This is a genomic window from Pseudarthrobacter sp. MDT3-1 (assembly GCF_054510755.1).
On the sequence record NZ_JBTNDX010000022.1, the window covers coordinates 53,348 to 74,962 of the forward strand.

24 protein-coding genes and 3 pseudogenes are annotated in these 21,615 nt (G+C 65.8%); 3 read left to right on the top strand and 24 right to left on the bottom strand.

The window, feature by feature from the left end; translation table 11 throughout:
* Positions 1-4 precede the first annotated feature (4 nt).
* The 5 genes from alaS to ACX80X_RS16115 form a co-directional block, all read right to left on the bottom strand.
* The gene (alaS, locus tag ACX80X_RS16095) at positions 5-2,683 is read right to left on the bottom strand and encodes an alanine--tRNA ligase (protein ID WP_459312624.1); all 2,679 of its coding nucleotides are present in this window, start codon (positions 2,681-2,683) and stop codon (positions 5-7) included.
* 119 nt (positions 2,684-2,802) lie between these two features.
* Positions 2,803-3,033 (bottom strand): DUF6167 family protein, encoded by a 231-nt coding sequence (locus ACX80X_RS16100; protein ID WP_252608006.1) that lies wholly within the window; start codon positions 3,031-3,033, stop codon positions 2,803-2,805.
* 17 nt (positions 3,034-3,050) lie between these two features.
* The gene (locus tag ACX80X_RS16105) at positions 3,051-3,425 is read right to left on the bottom strand and encodes a DUF948 domain-containing protein (RefSeq protein WP_252598913.1); all 375 of its coding nucleotides are present in this window, start codon (positions 3,423-3,425) and stop codon (positions 3,051-3,053) included.
* Positions 3,426-3,570: 145 nt separating this feature from the next.
* Positions 3,571-4,197: a 30S ribosomal protein S4 gene (gene rpsD, locus ACX80X_RS16110; RefSeq protein WP_058932352.1), complete on the bottom strand. Its 627-nt coding sequence runs from the start codon at positions 4,195-4,197 to the stop codon at positions 3,571-3,573.
* Between the two features lie 275 nt (positions 4,198-4,472).
* Positions 4,473-5,873, bottom strand: a complete 1,401-nt coding sequence (locus ACX80X_RS16115) for a replication-associated recombination protein A (RefSeq protein ID WP_252598914.1) — start codon at positions 5,871-5,873, stop codon at positions 4,473-4,475.
* 61 nt (positions 5,874-5,934) lie between these two features.
* Here ACX80X_RS16115 and ACX80X_RS16120 point away from each other — a divergent pair, with 61 nt between their 5' ends.
* Positions 5,935-6,612, top strand: coding sequence for an acVLRF1 family peptidyl-tRNA hydrolase (locus ACX80X_RS16120; RefSeq protein ID WP_459312627.1), 678 nt, complete (start codon positions 5,935-5,937; stop codon positions 6,610-6,612).
* Positions 6,613-6,626: 14 nt separating this feature from the next.
* On the opposite strand, the pseudogene ACX80X_RS16125 reads toward ACX80X_RS16120, so the two are convergent.
* Positions 6,627-7,423 (bottom strand): annotated as a pseudogene (locus ACX80X_RS16125) (dioxygenase family protein).
* A gap of 450 nt (positions 7,424-7,873) precedes the next feature.
* Here ACX80X_RS16125 and ACX80X_RS16130 point away from each other — a divergent pair.
* The gene (locus ACX80X_RS16130; protein WP_459312629.1) at positions 7,874-8,131 is read left to right on the top strand and encodes a hypothetical protein; all 258 of its coding nucleotides are present in this window, start codon (positions 7,874-7,876) and stop codon (positions 8,129-8,131) included.
* Positions 8,132-8,632: 501 nt separating this feature from the next.
* Here the strand turns inward: ACX80X_RS16130 and ACX80X_RS16135 are convergent.
* From ACX80X_RS16135 to ACX80X_RS16215, 17 genes and pseudogenes are all read right to left on the bottom strand, one after another.
* On the bottom strand, positions 8,633-9,157 hold the full coding sequence (locus tag ACX80X_RS16135) for a universal stress protein (protein WP_252603977.1): 525 nt from the start codon (positions 9,155-9,157) through the stop codon (positions 8,633-8,635).
* Between the two features lie 422 nt (positions 9,158-9,579).
* Positions 9,580-10,365 carry a glycosyltransferase family A protein gene (locus ACX80X_RS16140; protein WP_459312631.1) on the bottom strand — a complete coding sequence of 262 codons (786 nt, stop codon included), beginning with the start codon at positions 10,363-10,365 and terminating at the stop codon, positions 9,580-9,582.
* Between the two features lie 439 nt (positions 10,366-10,804).
* Complete coding sequence (locus ACX80X_RS16145; protein WP_459312633.1) at positions 10,805-11,227, bottom strand: pyridoxamine 5'-phosphate oxidase family protein; 423 nt, start codon at positions 11,225-11,227, stop codon at positions 10,805-10,807.
* A 502-nt stretch (positions 11,228-11,729) separates the two neighbouring features.
* Positions 11,730-12,659, bottom strand: a complete 930-nt coding sequence (locus ACX80X_RS16150) for a universal stress protein (RefSeq protein ID WP_459312635.1) — start codon at positions 12,657-12,659, stop codon at positions 11,730-11,732.
* A 339-nt stretch (positions 12,660-12,998) separates the two neighbouring features.
* Positions 12,999-13,751 (bottom strand): phenylacetate--CoA ligase family protein, encoded by a 753-nt coding sequence (locus ACX80X_RS16155; protein WP_252603777.1) that lies wholly within the window; start codon positions 13,749-13,751, stop codon positions 12,999-13,001.
* 57 nt (positions 13,752-13,808) lie between these two features.
* The gene (locus ACX80X_RS16160; protein WP_252603780.1) at positions 13,809-14,237 is read right to left on the bottom strand and encodes a hypothetical protein; all 429 of its coding nucleotides are present in this window, start codon (positions 14,235-14,237) and stop codon (positions 13,809-13,811) included.
* A gap of 11 nt (positions 14,238-14,248) precedes the next feature.
* Positions 14,249-14,989 (bottom strand): HAD-IC family P-type ATPase, encoded by a 741-nt coding sequence (locus tag ACX80X_RS16165; protein WP_252603783.1) that lies wholly within the window; start codon positions 14,987-14,989, stop codon positions 14,249-14,251.
* Positions 14,878-15,210 carry a hypothetical protein gene (locus ACX80X_RS16170; protein WP_252603814.1) on the bottom strand — a complete coding sequence of 111 codons (333 nt, stop codon included), beginning with the start codon at positions 15,208-15,210 and terminating at the stop codon, positions 14,878-14,880. The genes ACX80X_RS16165 and ACX80X_RS16170 overlap by 112 nt, the downstream gene beginning before the upstream one ends.
* Positions 15,205-16,557, bottom strand: a pseudogene (locus tag ACX80X_RS16175) (heavy metal translocating P-type ATPase); the annotation flags it as partial. The gene ACX80X_RS16170 and the pseudogene ACX80X_RS16175, both read right to left, overlap by 6 nt.
* 104 nt (positions 16,558-16,661) lie before the next feature.
* On the bottom strand, positions 16,662-16,808 hold the full coding sequence (locus tag ACX80X_RS16180) for a cation transporter (protein WP_252603787.1): 147 nt from the start codon (positions 16,806-16,808) through the stop codon (positions 16,662-16,664).
* Between the two features lie 277 nt (positions 16,809-17,085).
* Positions 17,086-17,346 (bottom strand): SHOCT domain-containing protein, encoded by a 261-nt coding sequence (locus ACX80X_RS16185; RefSeq protein WP_252603790.1) that lies wholly within the window; start codon positions 17,344-17,346, stop codon positions 17,086-17,088.
* Between the two features lie 231 nt (positions 17,347-17,577).
* The gene (locus ACX80X_RS16190; RefSeq protein ID WP_252612016.1) at positions 17,578-17,829 is read right to left on the bottom strand and encodes a hypothetical protein; all 252 of its coding nucleotides are present in this window, start codon (positions 17,827-17,829) and stop codon (positions 17,578-17,580) included.
* Positions 17,830-18,100: 271 nt separating this feature from the next.
* Positions 18,101-18,601, bottom strand: coding sequence for an ABC transporter ATP-binding protein (locus ACX80X_RS16195; RefSeq protein WP_252603796.1), 501 nt, complete (start codon positions 18,599-18,601; stop codon positions 18,101-18,103).
* Positions 18,598-18,855 (bottom strand): FtsX-like permease family protein, encoded by a 258-nt coding sequence (locus ACX80X_RS16200; RefSeq protein WP_252603799.1) that lies wholly within the window; start codon positions 18,853-18,855, stop codon positions 18,598-18,600. Before ACX80X_RS16200 ends, ACX80X_RS16195 begins: the two co-directional genes overlap by 4 nt.
* Positions 18,852-19,553 carry an ABC transporter permease gene (locus ACX80X_RS16205; RefSeq protein WP_252603801.1) on the bottom strand — a complete coding sequence of 234 codons (702 nt, stop codon included), beginning with the start codon at positions 19,551-19,553 and terminating at the stop codon, positions 18,852-18,854. Before ACX80X_RS16205 ends, ACX80X_RS16200 begins: the two co-directional genes overlap by 4 nt.
* Before the next feature lie 195 nt (positions 19,554-19,748).
* Complete coding sequence (locus ACX80X_RS16210) at positions 19,749-20,420, bottom strand: methyltransferase family protein (RefSeq protein ID WP_252603803.1); 672 nt, start codon at positions 20,418-20,420, stop codon at positions 19,749-19,751.
* Positions 20,410-20,727 carry a DUF2933 domain-containing protein gene (locus tag ACX80X_RS16215; RefSeq protein ID WP_252603808.1) on the bottom strand — a complete coding sequence of 106 codons (318 nt, stop codon included), beginning with the start codon at positions 20,725-20,727 and terminating at the stop codon, positions 20,410-20,412. Before ACX80X_RS16215 ends, ACX80X_RS16210 begins: the two co-directional genes overlap by 11 nt.
* A 221-nt stretch (positions 20,728-20,948) precedes the next feature.
* Between ACX80X_RS16215 and ACX80X_RS16220 the strand changes: the two genes are divergently transcribed.
* The gene (locus ACX80X_RS16220) at positions 20,949-21,293 is read left to right on the top strand and encodes a heavy-metal-associated domain-containing protein (protein WP_252603811.1); all 345 of its coding nucleotides are present in this window, start codon (positions 20,949-20,951) and stop codon (positions 21,291-21,293) included.
* A 144-nt stretch (positions 21,294-21,437) separates the two neighbouring features.
* On the opposite strand, the pseudogene ACX80X_RS16225 reads toward ACX80X_RS16220, so the two are convergent.
* A pseudogene (locus ACX80X_RS16225) lies at positions 21,438-21,615 on the bottom strand (IS110 family transposase); the annotation flags it as partial.

Below are 21,615 nucleotides of genomic sequence, written 5' to 3' on the forward strand. Positions count from 1 at the left end.
TTCCCTAGCGCCGGGAGATGGCGTCCACAACGGCGGCCAGCGCCGGTGCGACCTTGGCGGCGTCCGTGCCGCCACCTTGGGCGACGTCGTCCTTGCCGCCGCCGCCGCCGCCGAGGATTCCGGCCGCGAGCCGGACCAGGGCCCCGGCCTTCACGCCGGCTTCCCGGGCTGCCTCGTTGGTGGCCACCAGGATCATGGGCCGGTCATTGCTGACACCGGCCACTGCCACGGTGGATGCTGCCGAACCGAGGCGGTTGCGCAGGTCGAGGGCAAGGTTGCGGATGTCGTCAGCGCCGCCGATCTGGCCGGCGTCGTGTGCGATGACCTGGACGCCGGCTGCGTCCCGGGCTGTGCCCACGAGGTTTCCGGCCGCCGCGGCGATCTGTTCCTTGCGCAGGCGGTCGAGTTCCTTCTCCGTGGCCTTGAGCTTGTTCAGCGTGCTGGCGATTCTGTCGGCGAGCTGACCGGAAGGCACTTTGAGCATCTCGGTCAGTTCAGTCACCAGGGCGCGCTCGGCGGCCAGGTGGCGGAAAGCATCCATGCCCACGAACGCCTCCACACGGCGGTTTCCTGAACCGACTGACTGCTCGCCGAGGAGCGACAGGCTGCCGATCAGGGACGTGTTGGCTACGTGCGTGCCGCCGCAGAGTTCCCGGGACCACGCGCCGTCGATCTCCACAACACGGACTTCGCTGCCGTAGTTTTCGCCGAAGAGCGCCATGGCGCCCAGCGCCTTGGCCTCGGCCAGGCCCATGACCTTCGTGTCCACGCGGAAGTTGTTGCGGATGGCGAGGTTGGAGACTTCCTCGATTTCCGAACGCGTTGCGGTGCTGAGGCCTTCGCCCCAGGCGAAGTCGAAGCGCAGGTAGCCGGCCTTGTTGTAGGAACCGCGCTGGGTGGCCTCGGGGCCGAGGATCTGGTGCAGGGCGGCATGGACGATGTGCGTGCCGGTGTGGGCCTGCTCGGCGGCGTGGCGCCGCTCGCGGTCCACGGCTGCGCGGACCAGTGAGTCGGAGCCGATCTCGCCTTCGCGGACGATTGCCTTGTGGACGCTCAGTCCCTTGATGGGGCGTTGGACGTCCAGGACCTCGACCACGAATCCGTCACCGGTGATGAGGCCGGTGTCAGCCGACTGGCCGCCCGCCTCAGCGTAGAACGGGGTCTCCGCCAGGACGAGTTCAATCTCGTCGCCGGTGGCAGCATGCCCCACGTTCTGTCCGCGGCTGAGGATGCCCCGGACCCGGGACTCGCCATCCAGGTCGGTGTATCCGGTGAAGACGGTCTCGCCCTGGGCCAGCAGCTCCTGGAAGGCGCTGAGATCGGCGTGGCCGCCCTTCTTGCCCTTGGCGTCCGCCTGGGCACGCTGGCGCTGTTCGAGCATCAGGCGGCGGAATTCCGGCTCGTCGACCTTGAGTCCGGCTTCTTCCGCCATCTCCAGGGTGAGGTCGATCGGGAAGCCGTATGTGTCGTGCAGGGCGAAGGCATCTGCACCGGACAGCGACGTGCCGGCGGCCTTGGACTCCGTGACGGCGTCTTCGAGGCGGGCGGTACCTGAAGCGATGGTGCGCAGGAAGGCCCGCTCTTCGGCATAGGCGATCCGGCTGATGCGGTCAAAGTCCGTCGCCACGATGGGGTAGACGCCCTTCATGGCATCGCGTGAGGCGGGGAGCAGGTCCGGCAGGCAGGCCTTTTCGACGCCGAGCAGGCGCATGGAACGCACGGCGCGGCGGATCAGGCGGCGCAGGACGTAGCCGCGGCCCTCGTTGGACGGGGTCACGCCGTCGGCGATCAGCATCAGGGCCGAACGGATGTGGTCACCGACAACGCGCATGCGGACGTCGTCCGTGTGGTGCGGATCCTCAGGTGTTTCGGCCGAGGTGTACTCCCGGCCCGACAGCTCGGCAGCCTTGTCGATCACAGGCCGGACCTGGTCGGTCTCGTACATGTTCTCGACGCCCTGCAGGATCATCGCGAGACGCTCCATGCCGAGGCCGGTATCGATGTTCTTTTTGGGCAGCTCGCCGACGACGTCGAAGTCGTCCTTGGAGCGGACGTTGTCGATCTGATACTGCATAAACACCAGGTTCCAGATTTCAACGTAGCGGTTTTCGTCGGCGATGGGACCGCCCTCGACGCCGTAGGCAGGGCCCCGGTCGTAGTAGATCTCCGAGCAGGGGCCTGCCGGGCCCGGCTGGCCGGTGTGCCAGTAGTTGTCGGCCTTGCCCATACGCTGGATGCGCTCGGACGGGACGCCGGTGTTCGTCAGCCACAGCTCCTTGGCTTCGTCGTCCTCTTCGTAGACCGTCACCCACAGCAGTTCCGGCGGAAGGCCGTAGCCGCCGTCGTCCAAGCTCTTGGTGAGCAGCTCCCAGGCGTACTTGATGGCGTCTTCCTTGAAGTAATCACCGAAGGAGAAGTTGCCGCACATCTGGAAGAACGTGCCGTGGCGGGCGGTCTTGCCCACTTCCTCGATGTCGCCGGTCCGGATGCACTTCTGGACGCTGGTGGCCCGGGCGAAAGGGGCCTCTTCGCGGGCAGTCAGGTAAGGGATGAACGGGACCATGCCGGCCACGGTGAACAGGAGGGAGGGGTCGCTGGAGACCAGCGAGGCGGAGGGAACCGCGGTGTGTCCTTTGCTGACAAAAAAGTCCACCCAGCGCTTTGTGATCTCCTGCGACTTCATGAGCTGATTACATACCCTTCTCGGTTCACGCGTTGTGCCACGCATGACTTATTGATTCAGACGGCAGTGCCGGCAAGCGGCGGCTGCTGGTTTAATTCCCGCGCGTTTTTCCCGCGCGTTCAGCGGCGGGCTGCATCCTGGGAGTCGATCCCGAGAGCGCCCCGAAGGTCCGTCTCGCGCTCACTCATTCCGGCACGCACGGCATCGGCGAAGTCGTACACGCCGTCAGCCAGCCGGCCCACCGCGCGGTTCAGGCCTTCCGGCCCCAGGTTGGACTGGGCTTCGCTGATCTTGCGGAACGCAATGACTCCGATGGCCACGCCGATTCCCATCCAGACAAATCGTTTCATTTCAGTTCTCCGGTGGCTTAGCGGCTGCGGCGGCCGGGTGCGGGCTTCTTGCGGTTGGCGAGGGCGGAACGCACGCCGTAGCTGAAGGCTGCCACCTTGATCAGCGGTGAACCGACTGTCGCTGCAACGAGTGAGGACAGTGCGGAAAGGTTTGCCGACGCATCCGAAACGTTGGAGGCGATGCCATCCACTTTCTTCAGCTGCTGGTTGGTGGTGTAGACGGTCGCGGTGACTTCGTCCATCAGCGGCGTGGCGCCGTCGCTGAGGGAGCGGATGGAGGTCCGAACTTCCTCCAGCACACTGCCGAGCTTCAGGATGGGCACGGCGAGCAGCAGCACCAGGAGCGCGAACACCCCGGCTGCGATCAGGCCGGCAATATCGCCACCAGACATAGACGTTCATCTCCTTGAAACTGACGTGGATCTTTTACGTCCGCGCACGCTGCCTTGATGCGTTCCGCAGATGTCCCCCAAGTACCTTACATACAAAGAAGCCCGTGGCGCTTGCCACGGGCTTCTTTGGATACGCTGCTGGGATTTAGCGTGCGTAGAATTCGACGACGAGCTGCTCTTCGCAGGTTACGGGAACCTCGGAGCGCTTCGGGCGACGGACCAGGCGGGCCTGCAGGGCGTCAAGCTTGACGTCCAGGTAGGCCGGAACCTGGGGCAGGACGTCGCGGTGTGCGCCTGCTGCTGCAACCTGGAGCGGAACCATGGTTTCGCTGCGGGTGTGGACGTGGACAAGCTGGCCTTCGCTGACGCGGAAGGACGGGCGGTCAACGCGGATGCCGTCAACCATGATGTGGCGGTGCACAACGAGCTGGCGGGCCTGGGCGATGGTGCGGGCGAAGCCGGCACGCAGCACGAGGGCGTCGAGACGCATTTCGAGCAGTTCGATCAGGTTTTCACCGGTCAGGCCCTTGGTGCGGCGGGCTTCTTCGAAGGCGCGGGTCATCTGGGCTTCGCGGATGCCGTACTGGGCGCGCAGACGCTGCTTTTCGCGCAGACGGACGGCGTAGTCGGAGTCCTGCTTCTTGCGGGCACGGCCATGCTCACCGGGGCCGTACGGGCGGCGCTCCATGTACTTGGCGGCCTTGGGGGTCAGAGCAATGCCGAGTGCACGCGAGAGGCGTGCTGTACGGCGAGCACGAGTGTTGTTAGCCACTTGTGTCCTTCCAATATCTGCGGTGTGTCAGTGTTACTGGCCTCCATAATGGAGAGCATCGGCCAACCGCTGCCTTTTGCTACTGGGCACAGGGCTACCCCACGAAACAGCAGAAATACTGAAGGATGGGGAGATTGCGTCCGCGCCTTGCCAGACAACGAACAATCTTAGCAGGATTCGGCTGCATTCCCACACTCCGCCGGCCGCTCCGGCCGCCGCTCCCCCACGTCACTCCGGTGGCATCATTGCCGGGGCCACTCCACCGACGACGCCGGTCAGTTGCCGCGGATGATCTTGCGCAGGCGTTCGAGGCGGACGACGATGTCCCGTTCCGCACCGTTGGCGGTGGGCTCGTAGTAGTCCCGACCCACCAGATCATCCGGCGGGTACTGCTGGCTGGCCACGGAATGGGGGGCATCGTGGGCGTACTTGTAGCCGAGCCCGTGGCCCAGCTGCTTGGAGCCGGGGTAGTGCGCATCACGCAGGTGCGCCGGGATCCCGTTGCCCAGGCCGGCACGGACATCCGCGACGGCCTTGTTGATTCCCATGTACGCGGCATTGGATTTCGGCGCGGTGGCCAGATGCACCACGGCTTCGGCCAGGACGATCCGCCCCTCGGGCATGCCGATCAGCTGGACTGCCTGGGCGGCGGCGACCGCCGTCTGCAGCGCTGTGGGGTCCGCCATTCCCACGTCTTCCGCCGCGGAAATCACGATGCGCCGGGCAATGAACCTCGGGTCCTCCCCTGCCTCCAGCATCCTGGCAAGGTAGTGCAGTGCGGCGTCCACGTCGGAGCCGCGGACCGATTTGATGAATGCGCTGGCGACATCGTAATGCTGGTCCCCGGCGCGGTCGTAGCGCACGGCGGCCACATCCAGGGCGCGTTCGGTGTGCTTGAGTTCCACGGTGACCAGCGAGTCGGCAGCGGCGTCGTCCGCATCGCCGAAGGCCACGCCCGCTGCGGCTTCGAGGGCCGTCAGGGCACGCCGGGCGTCGCCGCCCGCGAGCCGGACGAGGTGCGCCACGGCCTCGGCGGTGAGCTCCACTTTTCCGTTCAGGCCGCGTTCGTCCGCCACGGCGCGCTGCAGGAGCCCTTCAATGTCCGCCTCCGTCAGCGGTTTCAGGGTGAGCAGGAGGGAGCGGGACAGCAGTGGCGAGACCACCGAAAAGGACGGGTTTTCCGTGGTTGCTGCTACGAGCACCACCCAGCGGTTTTCGACGCCGGGCAGCAGGGCATCCTGCTGGGCCTTGTTGAAGCGGTGGATCTCGTCGAGGAAAAGCACAGTGGTGGTCTTGTACAGGTCCCGCGCTGTCAGGGCTTCGTCCATAACCCGCCGGACGTCCTTGACGCCTGCGGTGATGGCGGACAGCTCCACGAACTTCCGCCCCTTGCCCTTGGCGATCACGTGCGCCAGCGTGGTTTTTCCGGTCCCGGGCGGTCCCCAGAGGATCAGCGAGCTGGGCCCCGCGGGACCCAGGGCGTCGGTGCCGGCCGCCAGCTGCCGTAACGGCGATCCCTGCCCCAGCAGGTGCTGCTGGCCCACCACGTCATCCAGGGTGCGTGGCCGCATCCGCACGGCCAAGGGACTGCGGGGCGCGGCGGTACGGCCGGACGACGACGGTTCGTCAGTGTCGTCGTCGTCATTGCCATGCCCTTGGGCGAAGAGATCATCCACATAGATAGGCTACTCATTAGTTCACTGCCCCACTTCCGCCCTCCATGCAAGGGATCCCGCCATGAGCGCACGCAGTACCCCCGGCGGCGCCGGCCGGCCGGGGTCCGTCAGGACCGCGTTTGTGTCCGGCGGACGCCTGGCCGGATGGGCGGCACGTTTCGGTGCCGCGCACGGCGGCTTCCGGATCAGCGATGACGACGACGGTGTGCGGCTGGTGGCGGCCGACGGCACCACTGCGTTGATCCAGGCGCCCTGGCCACCTGACGGAAGGCCGGGACGGGGCGCCGATCCGCTGGAGCGCCTGGCCTCCGTCGCCGCCCAGCCCCGGACGGCCGGCCTGGTGCTCGTGCGGCGCGGCGGCTATGCGGTGGCCGTGGCCAGGGAAGGCATCCTGCTTGCGTCCAAGACAGGCTCCCGCTACGTGCAGTCCCGGACGGCGGCTGGTGGCCAGTCCCAGCAGCGGTTTGCACGCCGCCGGGCCAACCAGGCTGACGAGCTGGTGGAGAAAGTGGCAGCACACGCAGCAACGGTCTTCGGCGGCCAGCAGATCGAGTATCTTGCTCCCGGTGGGGACCGGACCCTGGCCGGGCTGGTCATGGACCAACCGGCGCTGAGGCGCTACGCCTCAGTCCCCCGGCTGGATTTCCTGGATGTGCCCGATCCCAACGGCGCGGTGATGCGGAAGGCAGCAGCGGATGTCTGTGCCGCGCGGATCCAGGTAGCGGACGCGCCGGATTGAAACGGGCCTGCTTCCTAGGTCAGGGTCCAGGAGCGTTTCGACAACCCGTACCAGAACCCGTCGATTGCAGTCTTCGCGTGCAGTTCACCGGAGCCATAGGCTGCGCCGAGCCCAACATAGAGCGGCGCCCAGTGCTCGCTGCGCGGGTGAGCCTGCCGGGCGGCTGGGGCCTTGTTCAGGAAATCGAGGATGGCGTCGACGTCGCCGCGCGCCATGGCCTCTTCGGCCCAGTGGTCAAACTCGCTCGAGGCTGCCGGCGGCGCAACGTCTGGCCCTCCGGACGGGCTGAACCAGCGGAGATTGTGAGTGGTGAACCCGGAACCGACAATGAGGGTGCCGCGTTCGCGCAGCGGTGCCAGCGACATGCCGAGGTTAAACAGACCCTGCGGATCGAGGGTGGGTATGGACATCTGGACCACCGGAACATCTGCTTCGGGGAACATCTCCTTGAGAGGCACGTAGGCTCCGTGGTCCAGCCCACGGCTCTCATCGCGTTCGACATGATGGCCATGCCCGGCCACCAGCCGTTCCACCTCCGTGGCGAGCCCCGGAGCCTGCGGTGCGTCGTACGTGACGTCGTAGTACTTCTGCGCGAAGCCGCCAAAGTCATAAACAAGGCCTGGATCCCGCTGGGTGGCGCTCAGCGTAACGGGGGCGTGTTCCCGTGCGCTGACACCATCAGGATGTCCTTGGGCTTGTTAAAGGTGCCGGACCAGTCGTGAAGCTGCCGTGTCCAGGTAGCGTCGTCGGCAAGCGGCGGAGCACCGTGGCTGAGAAAGAGAACCGGAGACAGGCCAAGTGTTTGTGTCACGGAACCATGCTACCTTTTTTTATTGAATCTTAAAGCATTAATAGTTATCCACAACCGGCCGGCGGTGACAAGCGCCGGCCACCCCTTCCTGCCTAGACTCCCCAGCAAGGGGCCGCTGCCGCGGCCCGGATCAGCTGCCGGGGAAGATATGAACTTACGAATGAGACTGGCTGCCGTTGTGGCAGCGCTGACACTGTTTTGCACCGCCTGCACCGACGGCAGCTGGCTGGACCGGACCCGCCTGTCGTTCCACACCGGGGGCATCGACACCGCACTGGCCAGCGAAGACCGCACCAGGAATTCACTGACAGCAATGGCTAGCCGGGGGCAAGAAGTCCTCGCCGTCCTGGACATCACCACGTCAACTTCGACGGCCACCGCGCTGCCTACTCCCCAGACAACGGCGCCTCCTGGCAACCAGTCTTGTTTGATGGCCAGACAGATCCCGGCATGGCGCTGGCCAACAAGCCCACCGCCCGCCAGGGCCAATGGCTCCTGCTCGGGCACCGCAATGGAGAGGTCTTCGCCTTCACCAGCAGTAACGGCACGGACTTTAGCCTTCAGCCGGAACCAATTCTTGAAACCTCCGCCACCAGCCTGAACGCAGCCGTGGGCATGGCCCAGGGCTGGCTCCTCGCCACAACACCCGACCGCGAATCCGGCGGCACGGCCATTACGCTCTATCAGAGCAGCGACGGATCAGCTTGAACCGCCCGGGACGGGACAGCTGCCGGGCTGCCCCGTCCGCACTGCACCTTCCATCCCCTGAACATGGCCGCGGGCCCAGCAGCCGTGCTTCTCGTGGGGCAGGAAAACGATCCCAGCCGTCCACCATTTTCACGCGCCTTCTCCTCCACCGACGGCGGGAATAGTTGGCAGAATGCCACACCGGACAGCTCGGGTGTGGGTCTCCTCGGCAACGCCCTCTGGGGGTATCTACGCGGAGAGAAGATCAGCCAGGCTCAGACCTGGTTGATCGACCACCAGGAGCCTAATGGATTGTTCACGGGACATCTGTTGCGGGACCCGTTACCACGACTTACAACTGTGGTTCACTCTGGCCGTGTGCCGGACACTCGGCCGCATGCCGCAGCCCTGAGCCGGCGCCGCGCAAGAACTGCCCTGCGCAAAGCCGCGAGGATGGACGGCCCGGGACCGCAAAGAGCGAAAAGGCAATCCCTAGGAGGGTTCCCTCCGCACCGGTAGCGGTTATTCCTCGTGCTTAACCTTGTGAACGCGGGTAACAACGGTGGGGCAGGGTACCCGCTGCAGGACCGCATGAGCGGTGGAACCCAGCAAGAGCCTGCTGAACCCGCCGCGTCCACGGCTGCCTAGGACCAGCAACCGTGCGCTGGCTGCCGCATCCACTAGCGCCTTCGCGGGATCCTCGTCATTTTCGAGCCGCTGATGTACTACGAGGTCCGGATACTTGTCCGTGAGGCCCGCGACTGATTCAGCCAGGACGATCTTGTCCTCTTCTTGAATCGCCTCGGCCAGGCCTCTGCCAGGCATCCCACGCTGAATCCACCAGGCGGGGCGCCGGAAAGCCAGCACCGCGGTGAGCTCGTCCCCCTCGCGGTCCGCTTCTGCCGCTGCCAGTGCAACAGCCTGGAGTGATTCCTCAGAGCCGTCCACGCCGACCACAACTCCCCGACCCTCCGGGCCCTGGCCTTGCGGAATGACGGCCACCGGGCTATCCGATACCATGACCACCTGCAGCGCGCGGTCCGTCATGGGTCCTCCGTCTGCCCAGTTCCGAGTGTGTGATCCGATGACCACCATGGACGCGCTTTCGCAGGCGGCTGCGATCCTGCCTCAGGCCGGCACGACGCACGTGTGGAGCGCGCGAGGTCCGCAGCCCGGGTTGAGCAGGAAGCCTGCGACCAGGACACACGGTTGTTGGAACAGGCAAGCCGTGAGGCCGCTGCGCTGCAGGAGTCGGGCCGGGACCGTATTCCCGCAGCCGTCGGCAGGGGTGTTGACACGTTACCGAGCCCGCAGAGTGCCGGACAGAAATGAAAGCGATTGGGTCGCGGTCTCTGTTCGGGCCCGATCCATGGCCAGGCGCCGTTCGGCGCCGGAACCAGCCGGCGCATGGCCGCCCTGCCGACTCTGCAAAGTGCCCTGCCCCTAAGCCGACTGACCAGCGTCGTGCTCTACCTGTCTTCAACCGGGCTTTCGTCCCGGTGGGGACCGTTTTGGTGCCGTTGCCAGTACCCCCACCGGAAGCGGTCCAAGCGGCGCCGGAGGGGCGGTTCATGCGCGAACTCGACGCGGAACGTCACCAGGGACATTGCAACGCGGCGTCGAAACGATGACCAGCTGGCGAAGGGCCGCGCGGAAACCCCGACCCGCAAGGTGGGGTCGTAGATAACCGTCATGTCCGGTCGCAGGCGGTAGGAAATATCGAAGTCATCATGGACATCGGCGTTGTCCCGGACCACGATGGTGCGGATTGCCGCCCAGACACCCCGCCGCAGCGCAAAGTTGGAACCAAACACCGGCGGATGGCCCATCAGGAAGCCAACGACAGTGAAATAGCCTCCCAGGAACAGGTACCGGCCCGTCCAGCGGACCAAGAGGTTCCCGCCGTAAAAATCAGCGGGTCCAGTGACAGCCGTGAGCGGCCCGGATGCCTGAAGGATCCGCTCCACGTGCTCAAGCCAGTCTTGGGGCGGCCTGGAGTCGGTGTCCAGCCTGGCGATGATCTCCCCCGCTGCGGCATCAAAACCGGCAGCAGCCGTTGCCGGAATGCCTGGCAGGTCCACAGGTATGCGCCTCACGCCGGCCGTGGCGCAGATGGCAGATGTGTCATCGCTGCTTGCGTTGTCCACCACGATGATTTCATCGGCAGGCCTGCTCTGTTGGGACAGCAGGGCGAGGCACGTTTTCAGCTTTGGAGCGTCATTGCGGGTGGGGATGATATCCGAGACGGTGGGCATAGCGCGGCCTCCTTTGGCGGTCAACCGGCAAGCCGGGCGCCGGCCGGCCTGGAAATCCCGATGGTCGGGGTCGGGGTACGTCAGGGCGATCGGGTATTCCTGGAATGTCCTCCAGCAGCTTCCGGGGAGCCGCCTCGTCCTCCTCGATCCGTTCGATCAGGAACTCGACAATGTCCAACAGCGAGAGCCCGCCCCACTGCCAGCGAAGCGGCACTCGTTGCCCACTAAATGCACGAGGAGCGGGATCACGAGGAAGGCAACGATCACTTGCGCCGTCATTGTCAGCACGGCCGACCAGCCGCCGTCGAGCGTCGGATCCAGCCCAGATGGCATTCTAGGCGTCTGCCATGCAGCCGGCTGTCCGGCGGGCCCAGACAACGTTGAGGCGGCGGCGGGCACGGGACCGAAGCTCGGCCGAGGCATCGACGGGCCGCAGCGCTCAGTACCGCTCAGGTTCGTCTCCCAGTTCAAAATGGCGACCACTAATGCGTGTCGGCGTGATCTCGACATAGGTGTATTTCCGCGTCGGAATCCACGGTTTGAGCGGGAGCTTGTCAGCCTCATCAATCTCAGACTGTGACTCGATGACTCTGGCGGTGCCCTCCACCACTACGCTCCAAGCCGCGTCGTCGACCACTTCGTCCACCTCGAAGGCCACTCTTTCATTCACCGTCAGTTCGGCCAGCTTCGTTCCCGGATTTGTACGCATAAGCAACACCCCGTCGTGCGCGAGGAAATTGATGGGGTAGATGTCGGGCTTGCCCACAGCACAAACGGCAAGGCGACCGTGCTGACATCGTCCCAGCACGTTCCATGCTTGTTCATCGGATAAAACTGTTGCCGGACGTTCATCACTTTCCATGCCATGACCTCCTGAACACTCGGGACGGCCCTCCTGCCTAATAGAAGAAAGCTCCATCTCGTAGCTCGAGTCTTCCGGTCATCAGCCGCGCCAAACAGGGCCGGAAGACTCCCTACAGTCGCCTGCTGCGGCTGTGCTGTGCCGCTGGACGACTACGGGCAGAGTCGCTTCAGCCAAACGAGGCCGAACGCGCCTCAGCCGGGTGGGGTGCCTACCTGGCGGCGCTAACCCCGGCGGGGAACCCTAGGGGCAGTCCGTGCGGCGGGCGGGCTGATCCCCGCCGACGCCGGTTTGCTCGCCGTCGTCGGCGAGGCCATGGTTCCGGCGTTCGCGCGCCCTAAGGGACACATCGGGCTGGTCGCCAAAGAGCTCGCCATCTATCCGGACCTCTATGCACGGGGAAAACCTGCGGTTCTTCGGACGCCTCCAGGGCGGGAGTCCTTCGTCATCGAAACAATTTCTTTGGCCCCGCACCCTGCCGTGCTTTGAGTCTCCTCCAGAGTCATGCCGTGGTGGGCCTGTCAGTAGGGCCAAAGGTCACGCCTGGAAGCTGCAGCTGCGGGCTGGGGACGGGGGCCGGTTCAGATGCAGACCGCGTGATGATTGTGGGACAAGGCAACCGCATGAGGACCTTTTCGGCTATGGACCCGATGGGTTTCCGAAGTCCGCCCCGTCCCCGGCAGCCAATCACCAATAAGCTGGCCTGTGCTGCGTCTCGCATGAGCACATCGGCAGGCGAGTCATCCGATTCCAGCGCTTCGCGGACACGGAGCCCCGGAAAGAGCTCCCGGATGCGGCCGGCTGCTTCTGAGATAAGTGCCCGGGGATCAGGCTCACGGCTGTGACCTATTCCCGTCCTGCCTCCTGCGTTGGCTGGAGGCAGCGTTTTCGACACCGCATGCAGCACTGTCAGTCCCTCTCCGGTCCGGCTCGCCTCCTCCGCCGCCATCTTAAGGGCAATTTCGGAGTCAGCCGATCCGTCGACGCCGACCACCACTCCGATATGGTTCGTCGCCGCTGGCGCGGGAATGACTGCGACGGGACTCCGGCAGAGGACTACTGCCTGAAAGCTTACCGACCCGAATCCCTCCCCTCGCCCGTCTGCGGAACGGTCCGAACCGAGAACCACAATCTCGGCGCCAACGGACAACAGGCTCAGCATCGGTGCCGGCTCGCCCGGCTGCCAGCTGGTGAGGATTTGCAGCGTCGGATGCCGCGCGGCCAGCCGGTCACGCGCAAGGCCCAGCAGCACCTGCGCCTCGGCCACGGCCTCCACGTACTGCGCCGGCACCCTGTAGTACGAGGATTCGGGCACCACCCGCACCAAATGCAGCCGGAGGCCTAGCCGGTCCGCCCTCTGCGCAGCCCAGTCCGCAGCCCCTCCGCCTGTGCTGGAGCCATCAACCCCCGCCAGGACCTCATGCGCCTTCAAGTCTTACCCCTTTCATCACGCCACTCACCCAGTGTCTCGCTGAGGCGCGGAACGGCTAGTGTCTTAAGCCCCCACCACCCATCAGAGAATCACGGCATCAACGCTGACCTCCAAAATCACACGTCGTAAACCGTGCACTGATGACGCAACTGAACCGCCGAAAACCGTCCTAGCTGCCCAGCAGGATTTCGGACGCCGCCTCGGACCGGAAGAGCTCCTAATTCGGTGGGGCAAGCCTCCGCACAAACGGTGTTTTCCCCAGGACTGTCCGTTGAAGACGTTCCACCAGCTGCACGTCGACTCGGAGGGGACTGACCCCGGCTGTGGTGAGCGCGCCGGCTACTGCGGCGCGGACTCCCTCGGTGGAGGCTCCGGGGCGAGGCCCGCCAGGAGGACCCGCAGTCCGGAGTGCTCCTGGATGACCTGCCAGCCGGCAAGGGCGGCTTGGTCCAGCGCATGGTGGAACACGAATGGGTGGACGCTGACCTCGCCTTCCTTCCCTGGCAGTTGCAGGACGTCTTCGATCCTGCCTTCGATGTCCTCGAGAAGGGTGAACGGGCGCCCGCAGGGGCAGCCTCGTCCGCCCAGTCTGACGGTGTCGGACATTTCGTAGCGGATCAGCGGCAGGGTTCGCGAGAACAGGACCGTGACGAGAAGCTTTGCCCCGGTGGTCCCGGCCGGCACGGGGTTGCCGGCCTGGTCTACGGGTTCGATGATCAGCAGGTCTTCGTAGACATGCCGGTTCCGGTAGTTGCAGGGGGAGGCGATCCCGGCAGTTTCGGTGGCGGCGTAAACATCGAAGGGTCCACTTCCCCATGCCGCCTCCAGTTCCAAGGCGGTCGGCGGGCTGAGCACTTCGGAGGCGGACATCACGCCCTGCGGCGAGATGCGCAAGCGGCCCGCACGCTGCTCTGCGGCCAGGGGTTTGAGTGCTGAGGCGTAGCCGACGAGGACCCTGGGCTGGAACTGGTTCAGCGCGGCGACCGTCTCCTCTATGGGAGCGGTGACGTCCAGGCGGAGGGTGGGTAGGAGCTTAGAGCGCAGCGATGCTCCGACGACGGCGGACTGGTGTGTGGGCACCCGGGAGCTCACCAGCGCCATTTTTAGTGGCCGGGTCAGCCCGGCTGAGATCCCGGCCCAGTCGTTCGCTCAGGCGTAGGAGGCCAGGACGGTCGCCCATTCGGTGCGGTTCCAGATGAAGGTTCCGCGCCGGCCGGTGGTTCCGGCCGTGGCGGCAGCCCACCATCGGCCCTTCCATGGCAGGCCCGGGTCTCCACCGCTCTGCGTCAGGCTCCGCAGGTGGTTTTCCAGGTCCGCCAGCCTCAGGTCCGGTGTGGTGACGGCCTCGTCGAAGTTCTCCATCAGGTCCGCTTTCGTCACGGACGGCAGCTGCTCCAGAGGAGCGTCGTGCAGCCCGGCGTGATGACGCCGGTAGAACTCCGATCCGGCGTAGGTTGCGCGGCGCAATTCCTGCAGGGCGTGTTCCTGGTGGGCGGTGATCCGGGCGGCGTCCCAGTGGTCCCTTCTCCGCCACGCGGCCCGCAGGAACAACACACGGGCGATCAGGCGGATGTCCATGACCGGGTTGCCTAGCGGTTCCCGGCCGGGGCCAGCGGCCGGGCAGCACGCGCGGTGCTGGCCTCCGGCGTCTCCGGCCGAGGCAGCCGCAGCCTCTTGAGCAGCAGTGCGTTGACGGCGACCAGGAAGCTGGAACCGGACATCGACAAGGCCGCGATCTCCGGACTGAGGACGATCCCCGCGAACGCGAAGACCCCTGCCGCGATCGGCAGCGCTATCGCGTTGTACCCCAGGGCCCAGCCCAGGTTCTGCCGCATTTTCCGCAGGGTGCCCTTGCCGATCCGCAGGGCAATCGGCACGTCCAGCGGATCCGAGCGCATGAGCACGACGTCGGCCGTTTCGATAGCCACATCCGTGCCGGCACCGATCGCGATGCCAAGGTCCGCCTGCGCCAGGGCCGGGGCGTCGTTGACCCCGTCGCCGACCATGGCGACCCTCCCCCGCCGCTGCAACTCCGCGATCTTCACTGATTTGTCTCCGGGGAGCACTTCGGCAATGACCGTGTCGATGCCCAGCTGCCCGGCGATCCTCTTGGCGGTGGCTTCGTTGTCCCCGGTGAGCATGACGACCTCGATCCCGGCCTCGTGCAGGGCCGCGACTGCCGCGGCCGCGGTTTCCCTCGCGGCATCCGCCAAAGCGATCACCGCCGCGGCCTTGCCGTCGACGGCGACGAGCACTGCGGTCCGTCCGGTGTCGGCAAGTTCATCGCGCACCGCGGCCAGCGGGCCCAGATCGATTCCTTCGTTGGCCATAAGTCTGCGGTTGCCACCAGCACCCGGTGCCCGTCCACGGTAGCGCCGGCCCCGTGACCGGGAACGTTGAGGAAATCCGAAGCCGCAAGGACGGGTGCGCCGCGCTCCTGCGCGTGGCGGACCACGGCCGCGGCGAGGGGGTGTTCGGATTCCTGCTCGACGGCGGCGACCAGGGCCAGGAGTTCGCTTTCGCTGATTCCTTCGACAACGACGTCGGTCACTTCCGGTTCGCCTTTGGTCAGGGTGCCGGTCTTGTCCATCACGACGGTGTCGATCCGGGCGGAGACTTCCAGGGCGGTGGCGTTCTTGAACAGGACGCCGCGTTTGGCGCCGAGCCCGGTGCCAACCATGATGGCCGTCGGTGTAGCAAGGCCCAACGCGTCAGGGCACGTGATCACGACAACGGTGATGGCGAACAGCAGAGCCGCCTGAACTCCCGCCCCGAGGGCGAGCCAGGCTACGAAAGTGACGGTCCCACCGATCAGGGCGACCAGGACCAGCCAGAACGCGGCCCTGTCGGCCAGCCGCTGGCCCGGTGCCTTGGAGTTCTGGGCTTCCTGGACGAGCGCCACGATCTGCGCCAGCGCGGTGTCGGCCCCGACCCTGGTGGCCCGGACCCGCATCGTGCCGGTGGTGTTGATGGACGCGCCGCTCACTTACGAGCCGATGGTCTTGGTCACCGGAAGACTTTCCCCCGTGACCATCGACTCATCGACCTCCGACTGGCCGTCCTCGATTTCCCCGTCAACGGGGATTTTGGACCCTGGCCGGATCAGCAGCAGGTCCCCGGTCTGGACTTCGGAGGTGAGGATCTCGACAGTTTCGCCGTCGCGGATGACGACTGCGGCCGGCGGGGCAAGCTCGAGCAGCGTGCGGATGGCCTCGTTCGCCCCGCCCCGTGCGCGCATTTCGAACCAGTGGCCCAGCAGTACGAAGGAGGCAAGGACGGTGGCCGCTTCGTAGAACACCTCGCCGCCGCCGGTGAAGGTGACCCAGACGCTGTAAAGCCAGCCGGTGCCCACGGCGATCGCGACCAGGACCATCATGTCCAGCGTGCGGGCCTTCAACGCCCGGTAGGCGCCGTCGAAGAAAATCCACGCGGAGTAGAAGATGACCGGCAGGGACAGGATCAGGGCCATGACGTCGTCACGGAGCCCGAACGGCGTCGGGGCGGTGAAACCGAACATGTCCCGGCCCATCGGAGACCACAGGGTCACGCCGATGGACAGGACCGCGGCGACCAGGAACCTGTTTCGCATGTCCCTGACCATGTCATCCATGGACATTCCACCGTCGTGTCCGCCGTGGCCCATCATGTCTTGCGGTGTCCGGGCCATCTCAGCGTGCTGGACCGCGCCGTGGCCGGCATGGCTGTCCGCTGACGGATGAGCATGCCCGGTGTGCTGTTCCGCCGCTTCGGGTGCGTGACCCGGGTGCATGGCCTGGTGTTCATGCTCCGTCGGATGTACAGTCCCGGCGGGGTGGACGTGTGCGGACAGCGGGTGGCCGGCGCCGGTCTTTGTGGCTGTGCCATGTTTCGTCCCGGCAGTGCGCGCGGTTTCGTCCATCGGGTAGCAGACGTGGTCTGGGACCGATTCGCCCCGGCAGTGGTATCCGCAGTCCCGTATCCAGCCGGAGATCTGCTCCACCGTGGTCACGGACGGGTCAAAGCTCACGGTCGCGCGGTCTGGGCGACCGCGTTCGCGTCGACGGCGGCGACACCGGGCCGCGCACGCAGCACGCGTTCCACCACCGCCTTGGAGGTGGCCCAGTGCAGGCCTCGGACCTCCACGACGGTGCGTTGCAGCTTTGATGTCATTGCGTCTCCTCCGTCAATCCTGCTCCCGCAGGACGAACCGCCCGGCCGAAAGACAGTGCGGATCCTGGCTGTGGCAGGCGGGTGAGGCGGTTCGGTGTGGGCAGCCCATGCTGCGTCCTTCCGCAGGCGTATCCAGGGAGGACAGCGGTTTCGCCACCCGGTCATCGGACCTTCACTGCGTAAGGGCTTTCGCCCGGGACGTCGTTTCCGGTTACACCCAACGTATACCCATCGGGCAGTCAAAGGTTCCGGCCGGATCTGGCGGATATGGGGCCGCTCATGCTCCGCGGCCGCGGCGCAGCGCAGTGAGCCGGGCGGTGTACTCGCTCTCGTCGATTTCACCGCGGGCAAACCGTTCCGCGAGCAGATTCTCCGCGACGCCCGCACCTTGTCCGCTTTCCTCGTACCTGCGGCTGCCCGCTCCCATGGAGCGGGCGAAGAGGATGATGGCGGTGATGACGGCGCCCCAGAACAGCACAAAGCTCACGCCCATCAGGATGTACCCCCAGACGCCCATGTTCCCGTCCCAATACATCATCTCTGCTTCCTCCCTGCACCCGGGCCCACCGGTGCCCTGGGGTTCACTCTCGTCCCGATCGGCTTCCCGCGTCAGAGTCTTTAGTCCTCTTGCCCTCGCCGGTCCGGCGGGATCCGCGGAGCACAAGCCAGGGCCAGGACGATGACGGCCGCTGCCCCAGGCGGCGGCCGTTCCCCGGGAAGGAACAGCGAGACCCCGACGCCGATGACGGGCACGAGCAGGTCCAGGCAGTCAGGAGATCCAGGCGGGGCGCGTGGCTTCCCTGAACCAGGCCAGGAACGCCGCCGTTCCCGCCAGCGACAGGAACAGCGGGACCGTCAGGAACTGCCCGGTCCGGTTGATCGCCAGCGTCGGCCCCCGGATGGCGGCCATCCCGGCCAGCAGCGCCCCGCCGATCAGGAAATGCCAGGCGCTGGCAGCGACGAGTTCCATGTCAGCAACAGCGCCGCAGCCGCGATCAGTGCCCTCAGGGCCGCGAACCACAGGACCGGTGCATCCTGGAGGCCAAGCCTGATGGCCGGAAAACACAAGCCCCACCCGCCACGATCCGGAGCATAGTCCCGGTCCGCGGGCTCCCCGCACCTGTACGCCGCCCGGGCCGCTCATCGTCCGCCCTCCGGATCAGAGCGCGAGCTGGCGCAGGTGGCAGTGCTGGATCAGCTCGACCGCTTCGTCGATGTCATCGGTGCAGCGCAGCAGATGGATGTCGTCCGGGGCGATGAATCCATGAGCCCGGACCAGTGCTCGGTTCCGATCAGGACGACGGGGAATTCGTGGATTTTTCCGGTCTGCGCGATGGCGACGCGTTGTTTTCCCCGCCGGAAAGGTCCCGGGGCAGGTTCCGCAGCCGGTGCCCGAGCTGAAGTTGCTCCAGTGACGTCCGGGCTTTAGCCCGGGCCTCTTTCCGGGGCACTCGGGCCGTGAGCAGGGGCATCATGACGTTTTCCTCCGCGGTCAGTGCCGAAAGCAAGTTAAAGGTCTGGAACACGAAGCCGAATTCGCGCAGCCGCAGCCTGGACAGTTGTGCCGGTTCAAGGGTGGAGGTGTCCTGCCCAGAGATGAGGATCCTGCCCGTCGTGGGGGACATGAGGGTGCCGATCATGGACAGCAGGGTTGTTTTTCCCGATCCCGACGGTCCCATCACGAGGACAATGTCCCCGGCGTCCACGCTGAGGGATACGGGGTCCACGGCGGTCACGGCGGTGTGCCCGGCGCCGAAGGTCTTGGACACGTCCTCGACGGAGACGACGCTCATGCGCGGAACACTTCCGCCAGGTCGATGCGGGCCAACCGGCGGACCGGCAGCAGCGAGGACACCACGGCCATGGCCAGGGTGACGGCGAAAATCCAGGCCGCATCGAACCAGCGGATTTCGGTGATGAATTCCGGAACGTAGTTTCCCGCGGCGGCGCTGACGGCAAGGGCCAGGGCCGCCCCGACGAGGTAACCGAGCACGGCTGCGGTGATCGCCTGCTCCACCACGACGGTGTAGAGCTGGCGGTTGCTCACCCGATGGCCTTCAGGACGCCGTATTCGCGGGCTTTTTCGATGGTGGAGGTGAAGATGGTCAGGTCGATGACCGTCATGCCCACGGCGATCCCGATGAACAGCAGGACCAGGATGATGGGCAGGAAGGTGTCCCGGACGATGTTCGTGTTGTTTTCCACGAACCTGTCCTGGGTGATGGCATCCACAGCAGGGTCCGCTTCGATCCGGGATGCGACCTCGCCTGCGGCGGTGCCGTCCTTGACCGTGACGTGGAAGAAGTTCGTGGCGCCGGGCAGCTGGAGGATGCCTTCGGCGTCTTCCTTGGTGGCGAACGCGAAGGAGAAGCTGAGGATGTATCCGCCCTCGGAATAGCCGGCGACTTTCAGCGTCCTCCCGGCGACGGGGATGATGTCCCCGATCCTGATGTTCTCGCTGCGTGCGACGACCCGGTCGATGATGATCTCGCCCTTGTCGGGGATGGCTTTGCCTTCGACCACCCGCGCGGGGGCTCCGACGTTGTTCTCCGTGTCGTCGTCAATGACGTAGAGGTTGATGTCCTTGCCGTTGTGCGTGAACGCGACGCGGCGGCCGCTGAAGGGCTTGGGGCTGGCGACCCCCGGAACGCCGGTCAGGAAGTCCCGAACGGTCAGGGGCAGTACCGCGGGGGTGTGGAACATGTCCGTCGCGCCTGTCTGGGTGATCCAGTAATCCGCCGGCACGGTGCGGATGTATTCACCGATCTTGTTGCTCCAGCCCCCTGATACAGGCCTTGGATGCTCATGATCAGCAGCACGCTGAACGCGACCCCGCCGACGCTGATCAGCAGGAGGGTCTTTTCCTGGACCAGGTTCTTTACCGCCAGGAACAGCATGGCGGTAACCCGGCCTCCCCGTCCGCGCCCGGCTGCCGGTACATCACGGGCCCTTCTGCAGCTTCTGACCGGCGCCCGCGGGGCGGCGTCCGAAGCGGGGGACGAATCCGGGAACCTGCCGGCGGTAGGCGGCGTAGGCTTCACCGAACTCGGCGTCCATCAGGCGTTCCTCCTTCCGGGCCAGGCGCAGATAGACGATGACCAGGACCGGGAACATCAGCAGGGTCAGCAGCGTAGGCCACTGCAGCAGGAATCCGGCCATGATGGTCAGGAACCCCACGTACTGCGGATGCCGCACCCTGCCATAGGGTCCCGTGACCGCCAGACGCTGGGTCCGCTGTGCCGCGAAAAGGATCTGCCAGGACCGGTAAAGCAGGATGAACCCTGCCGCGATCAGCACGTTGCTCAGAAGGTGCAGCGGGCTCAGGTGCGGGTCCCCTTGCCAGCCGATAAGGTCCTGCCACAAATGACCCGAGTTGTGGTTCAGGAGGTCCACGCCCGGTATCCGGTTCCCCAGCCATCCCGAGAGCAGGTAGATCGTCAGCGGGAAACCATACATCTCAGTGAACAGCGCCACGATGAACGCCGAAAAACCGCCCAGCGCCCGCCAGTCCAGTTGCGTCCTGGGCCGGACGAAACTGAACGCGAAAATAATGAACACGGCCGAATTGATGATCACTAGCCACCACAGGTCATACCCGTAATCAGTGGACATTGCCGGCACCTCCCCCGGGCCGGGGGCGGGCAGGCCCACCCGGGCCCTCCTGTCCCCCATGCCCCTGATGGGTGGAGCTACCGTGTCCGCCGTGGCCTCCATGCCCGAACATACGTAAGCTCATCACAAGCACCACACCCAGATAGGGCAGCCCGTCCAGGACATGGAGCCAGTGGTTGGTGATGAGGTATATCGCCGCTGCGGCGATGAGAACGGTGAGCAGGCCCTGCGTCCACGGCCCGAACGGGCCCCGGGACGGAAACGGGCGCGGCGCTTCAGGTAGACGAGGATCAGGAACACTGCTCATACCTTGAGTGTTGACCCGCCGGGACCCGCCGGCAAGGGCCTAACGGCCCGCAGCCCACCTGAGGCGGACGGTTCGGCCCCCTGCTGCGGAATCGTTGCGAAATATACCCCTAGGGGGTATCCTATGGGTGTTGTCAGTGACGTGGTTTGTCCAGGCCCCGGCCGTTACAGCCGTTCATCCCCAACGAACCCTTTGCATCCCTGCTCCGAAGGAAAACTGACATGTGTGGACCCACCGAATCACGGACCCCGCTCCCCCTTGCCTCCGCTGCACAGCACGGCTGCAGCTGCTGCTCCCCCGCCGCGGACACCCAGGCCGGGGCTTCGGCGACAGTCAAGCCGGAGGTCCAGGCTTCCGGCGCGCAGTACGCTTTGGAAGGGCTGACCTGCGGACACTGTGTCCAGACCGTTGAGAAGGCTGTGTCCGGCGTATCAGGGGTCCAGACCGCAACCGTCGATCTCGTCCCGGGCGGCACGTCCCGGCTGATTGTCACTGGCACTGCCGCCCCGGATGCCCTGGCTGAGGCAATCCGGTCCTCCGGCTATGCCCTGGCCGGCGCGAAGTAGCCTCACCACCATCCAGCGATAACGTGTCCCTATGTTTTTTGTCAAGCATTGGGCCGGGGTTTCCTTCGAAATGGTGGCGGATCGTTTTTGGGCAGCAACCAACGGCCGGCGGGGTTTGTCCGCCGGCTGATGGCCTCTGGCCTCTCAGGCTGTCGTGGGGCTCGGCGCGTCGTAGAGCGTGCCGTCGCGGAGCATCGCGAAGAGGACGTCGCAGCGGCGCCGGGCGAGGGCGATGAGGGCCTGGTTGTGCCGTTTGCCCTCGGCGCGCTTCCGGTCGTAGTACGCCCGTGACAGCGGGTCCTTCAACGCCGCGAATGAGGAG

Bases quoted from the DNA above. Each gene is read 5' to 3' on its own strand.
- ACX80X_RS16210 (WP_252603803.1), bottom strand. From the start codon at position 20,420: ATGTCCACTGATTACGGGTATGACCTGTGGTGGCTAGTGATCATCAAT.
- ACX80X_RS16165 (WP_252603783.1), bottom strand. From the start codon at position 14,989: ATGGCCAACGAAGGAATCGATCTGGGCCCGCTGGCCGCGGTGCGCGAT.
- ACX80X_RS16135 (WP_252603977.1), bottom strand. From the start codon at position 9,157: ATGACGGACCGCGCGCTGCAGGTGGTCATGGTATCGGATAGCCCGGTG.
- ACX80X_RS16100 (WP_252608006.1), bottom strand. From the start codon at position 3,033: ATGAAACGATTTGTCTGGATGGGAATCGGCGTGGCCATCGGAGTCATT.
- ACX80X_RS16120 (WP_459312627.1), top strand. From the start codon at position 5,935: ATGAGCGCACGCAGTACCCCCGGCGGCGCCGGCCGGCCGGGGTCCGTC.
- alaS (WP_459312624.1), bottom strand. From the start codon at position 2,683: ATGAAGTCGCAGGAGATCACAAAGCGCTGGGTGGACTTTTTTGTCAGC.
- ACX80X_RS16145 (WP_459312633.1), bottom strand. From the start codon at position 11,227: ATGGAAAGTGATGAACGTCCGGCAACAGTTTTATCCGATGAACAAGCA.
- ACX80X_RS16140 (WP_459312631.1), bottom strand. From the start codon at position 10,365: ATGCCCACCGTCTCGGATATCATCCCCACCCGCAATGACGCTCCAAAG.
- ACX80X_RS16195 (WP_252603796.1), bottom strand. From the start codon at position 18,601: ATGAGCGTCGTCTCCGTCGAGGACGTGTCCAAGACCTTCGGCGCCGGG.
- ACX80X_RS16160 (WP_252603780.1), bottom strand. From the start codon at position 14,237: ATGGACATCCGCCTGATCGCCCGTGTGTTGTTCCTGCGGGCCGCGTGG.
- ACX80X_RS16105 (WP_252598913.1), bottom strand. From the start codon at position 3,425: ATGTCTGGTGGCGATATTGCCGGCCTGATCGCAGCCGGGGTGTTCGCG.
- ACX80X_RS16220 (WP_252603811.1), top strand. From the start codon at position 20,949: ATGTGTGGACCCACCGAATCACGGACCCCGCTCCCCCTTGCCTCCGCT.
- ACX80X_RS16185 (WP_252603790.1), bottom strand. From the start codon at position 17,346: ATGATGTATTGGGACGGGAACATGGGCGTCTGGGGGTACATCCTGATG.
- ACX80X_RS16180 (WP_252603787.1), bottom strand. From the start codon at position 16,808: ATGACATCAAAGCTGCAACGCACCGTCGTGGAGGTCCGAGGCCTGCAC.
- ACX80X_RS16215 (WP_252603808.1), bottom strand. From the start codon at position 20,727: ATGAGCAGTGTTCCTGATCCTCGTCTACCTGAAGCGCCGCGCCCGTTT.
- ACX80X_RS16130 (WP_459312629.1), top strand. From the start codon at position 7,874: ATGGCGCTGGCCAACAAGCCCACCGCCCGCCAGGGCCAATGGCTCCTG.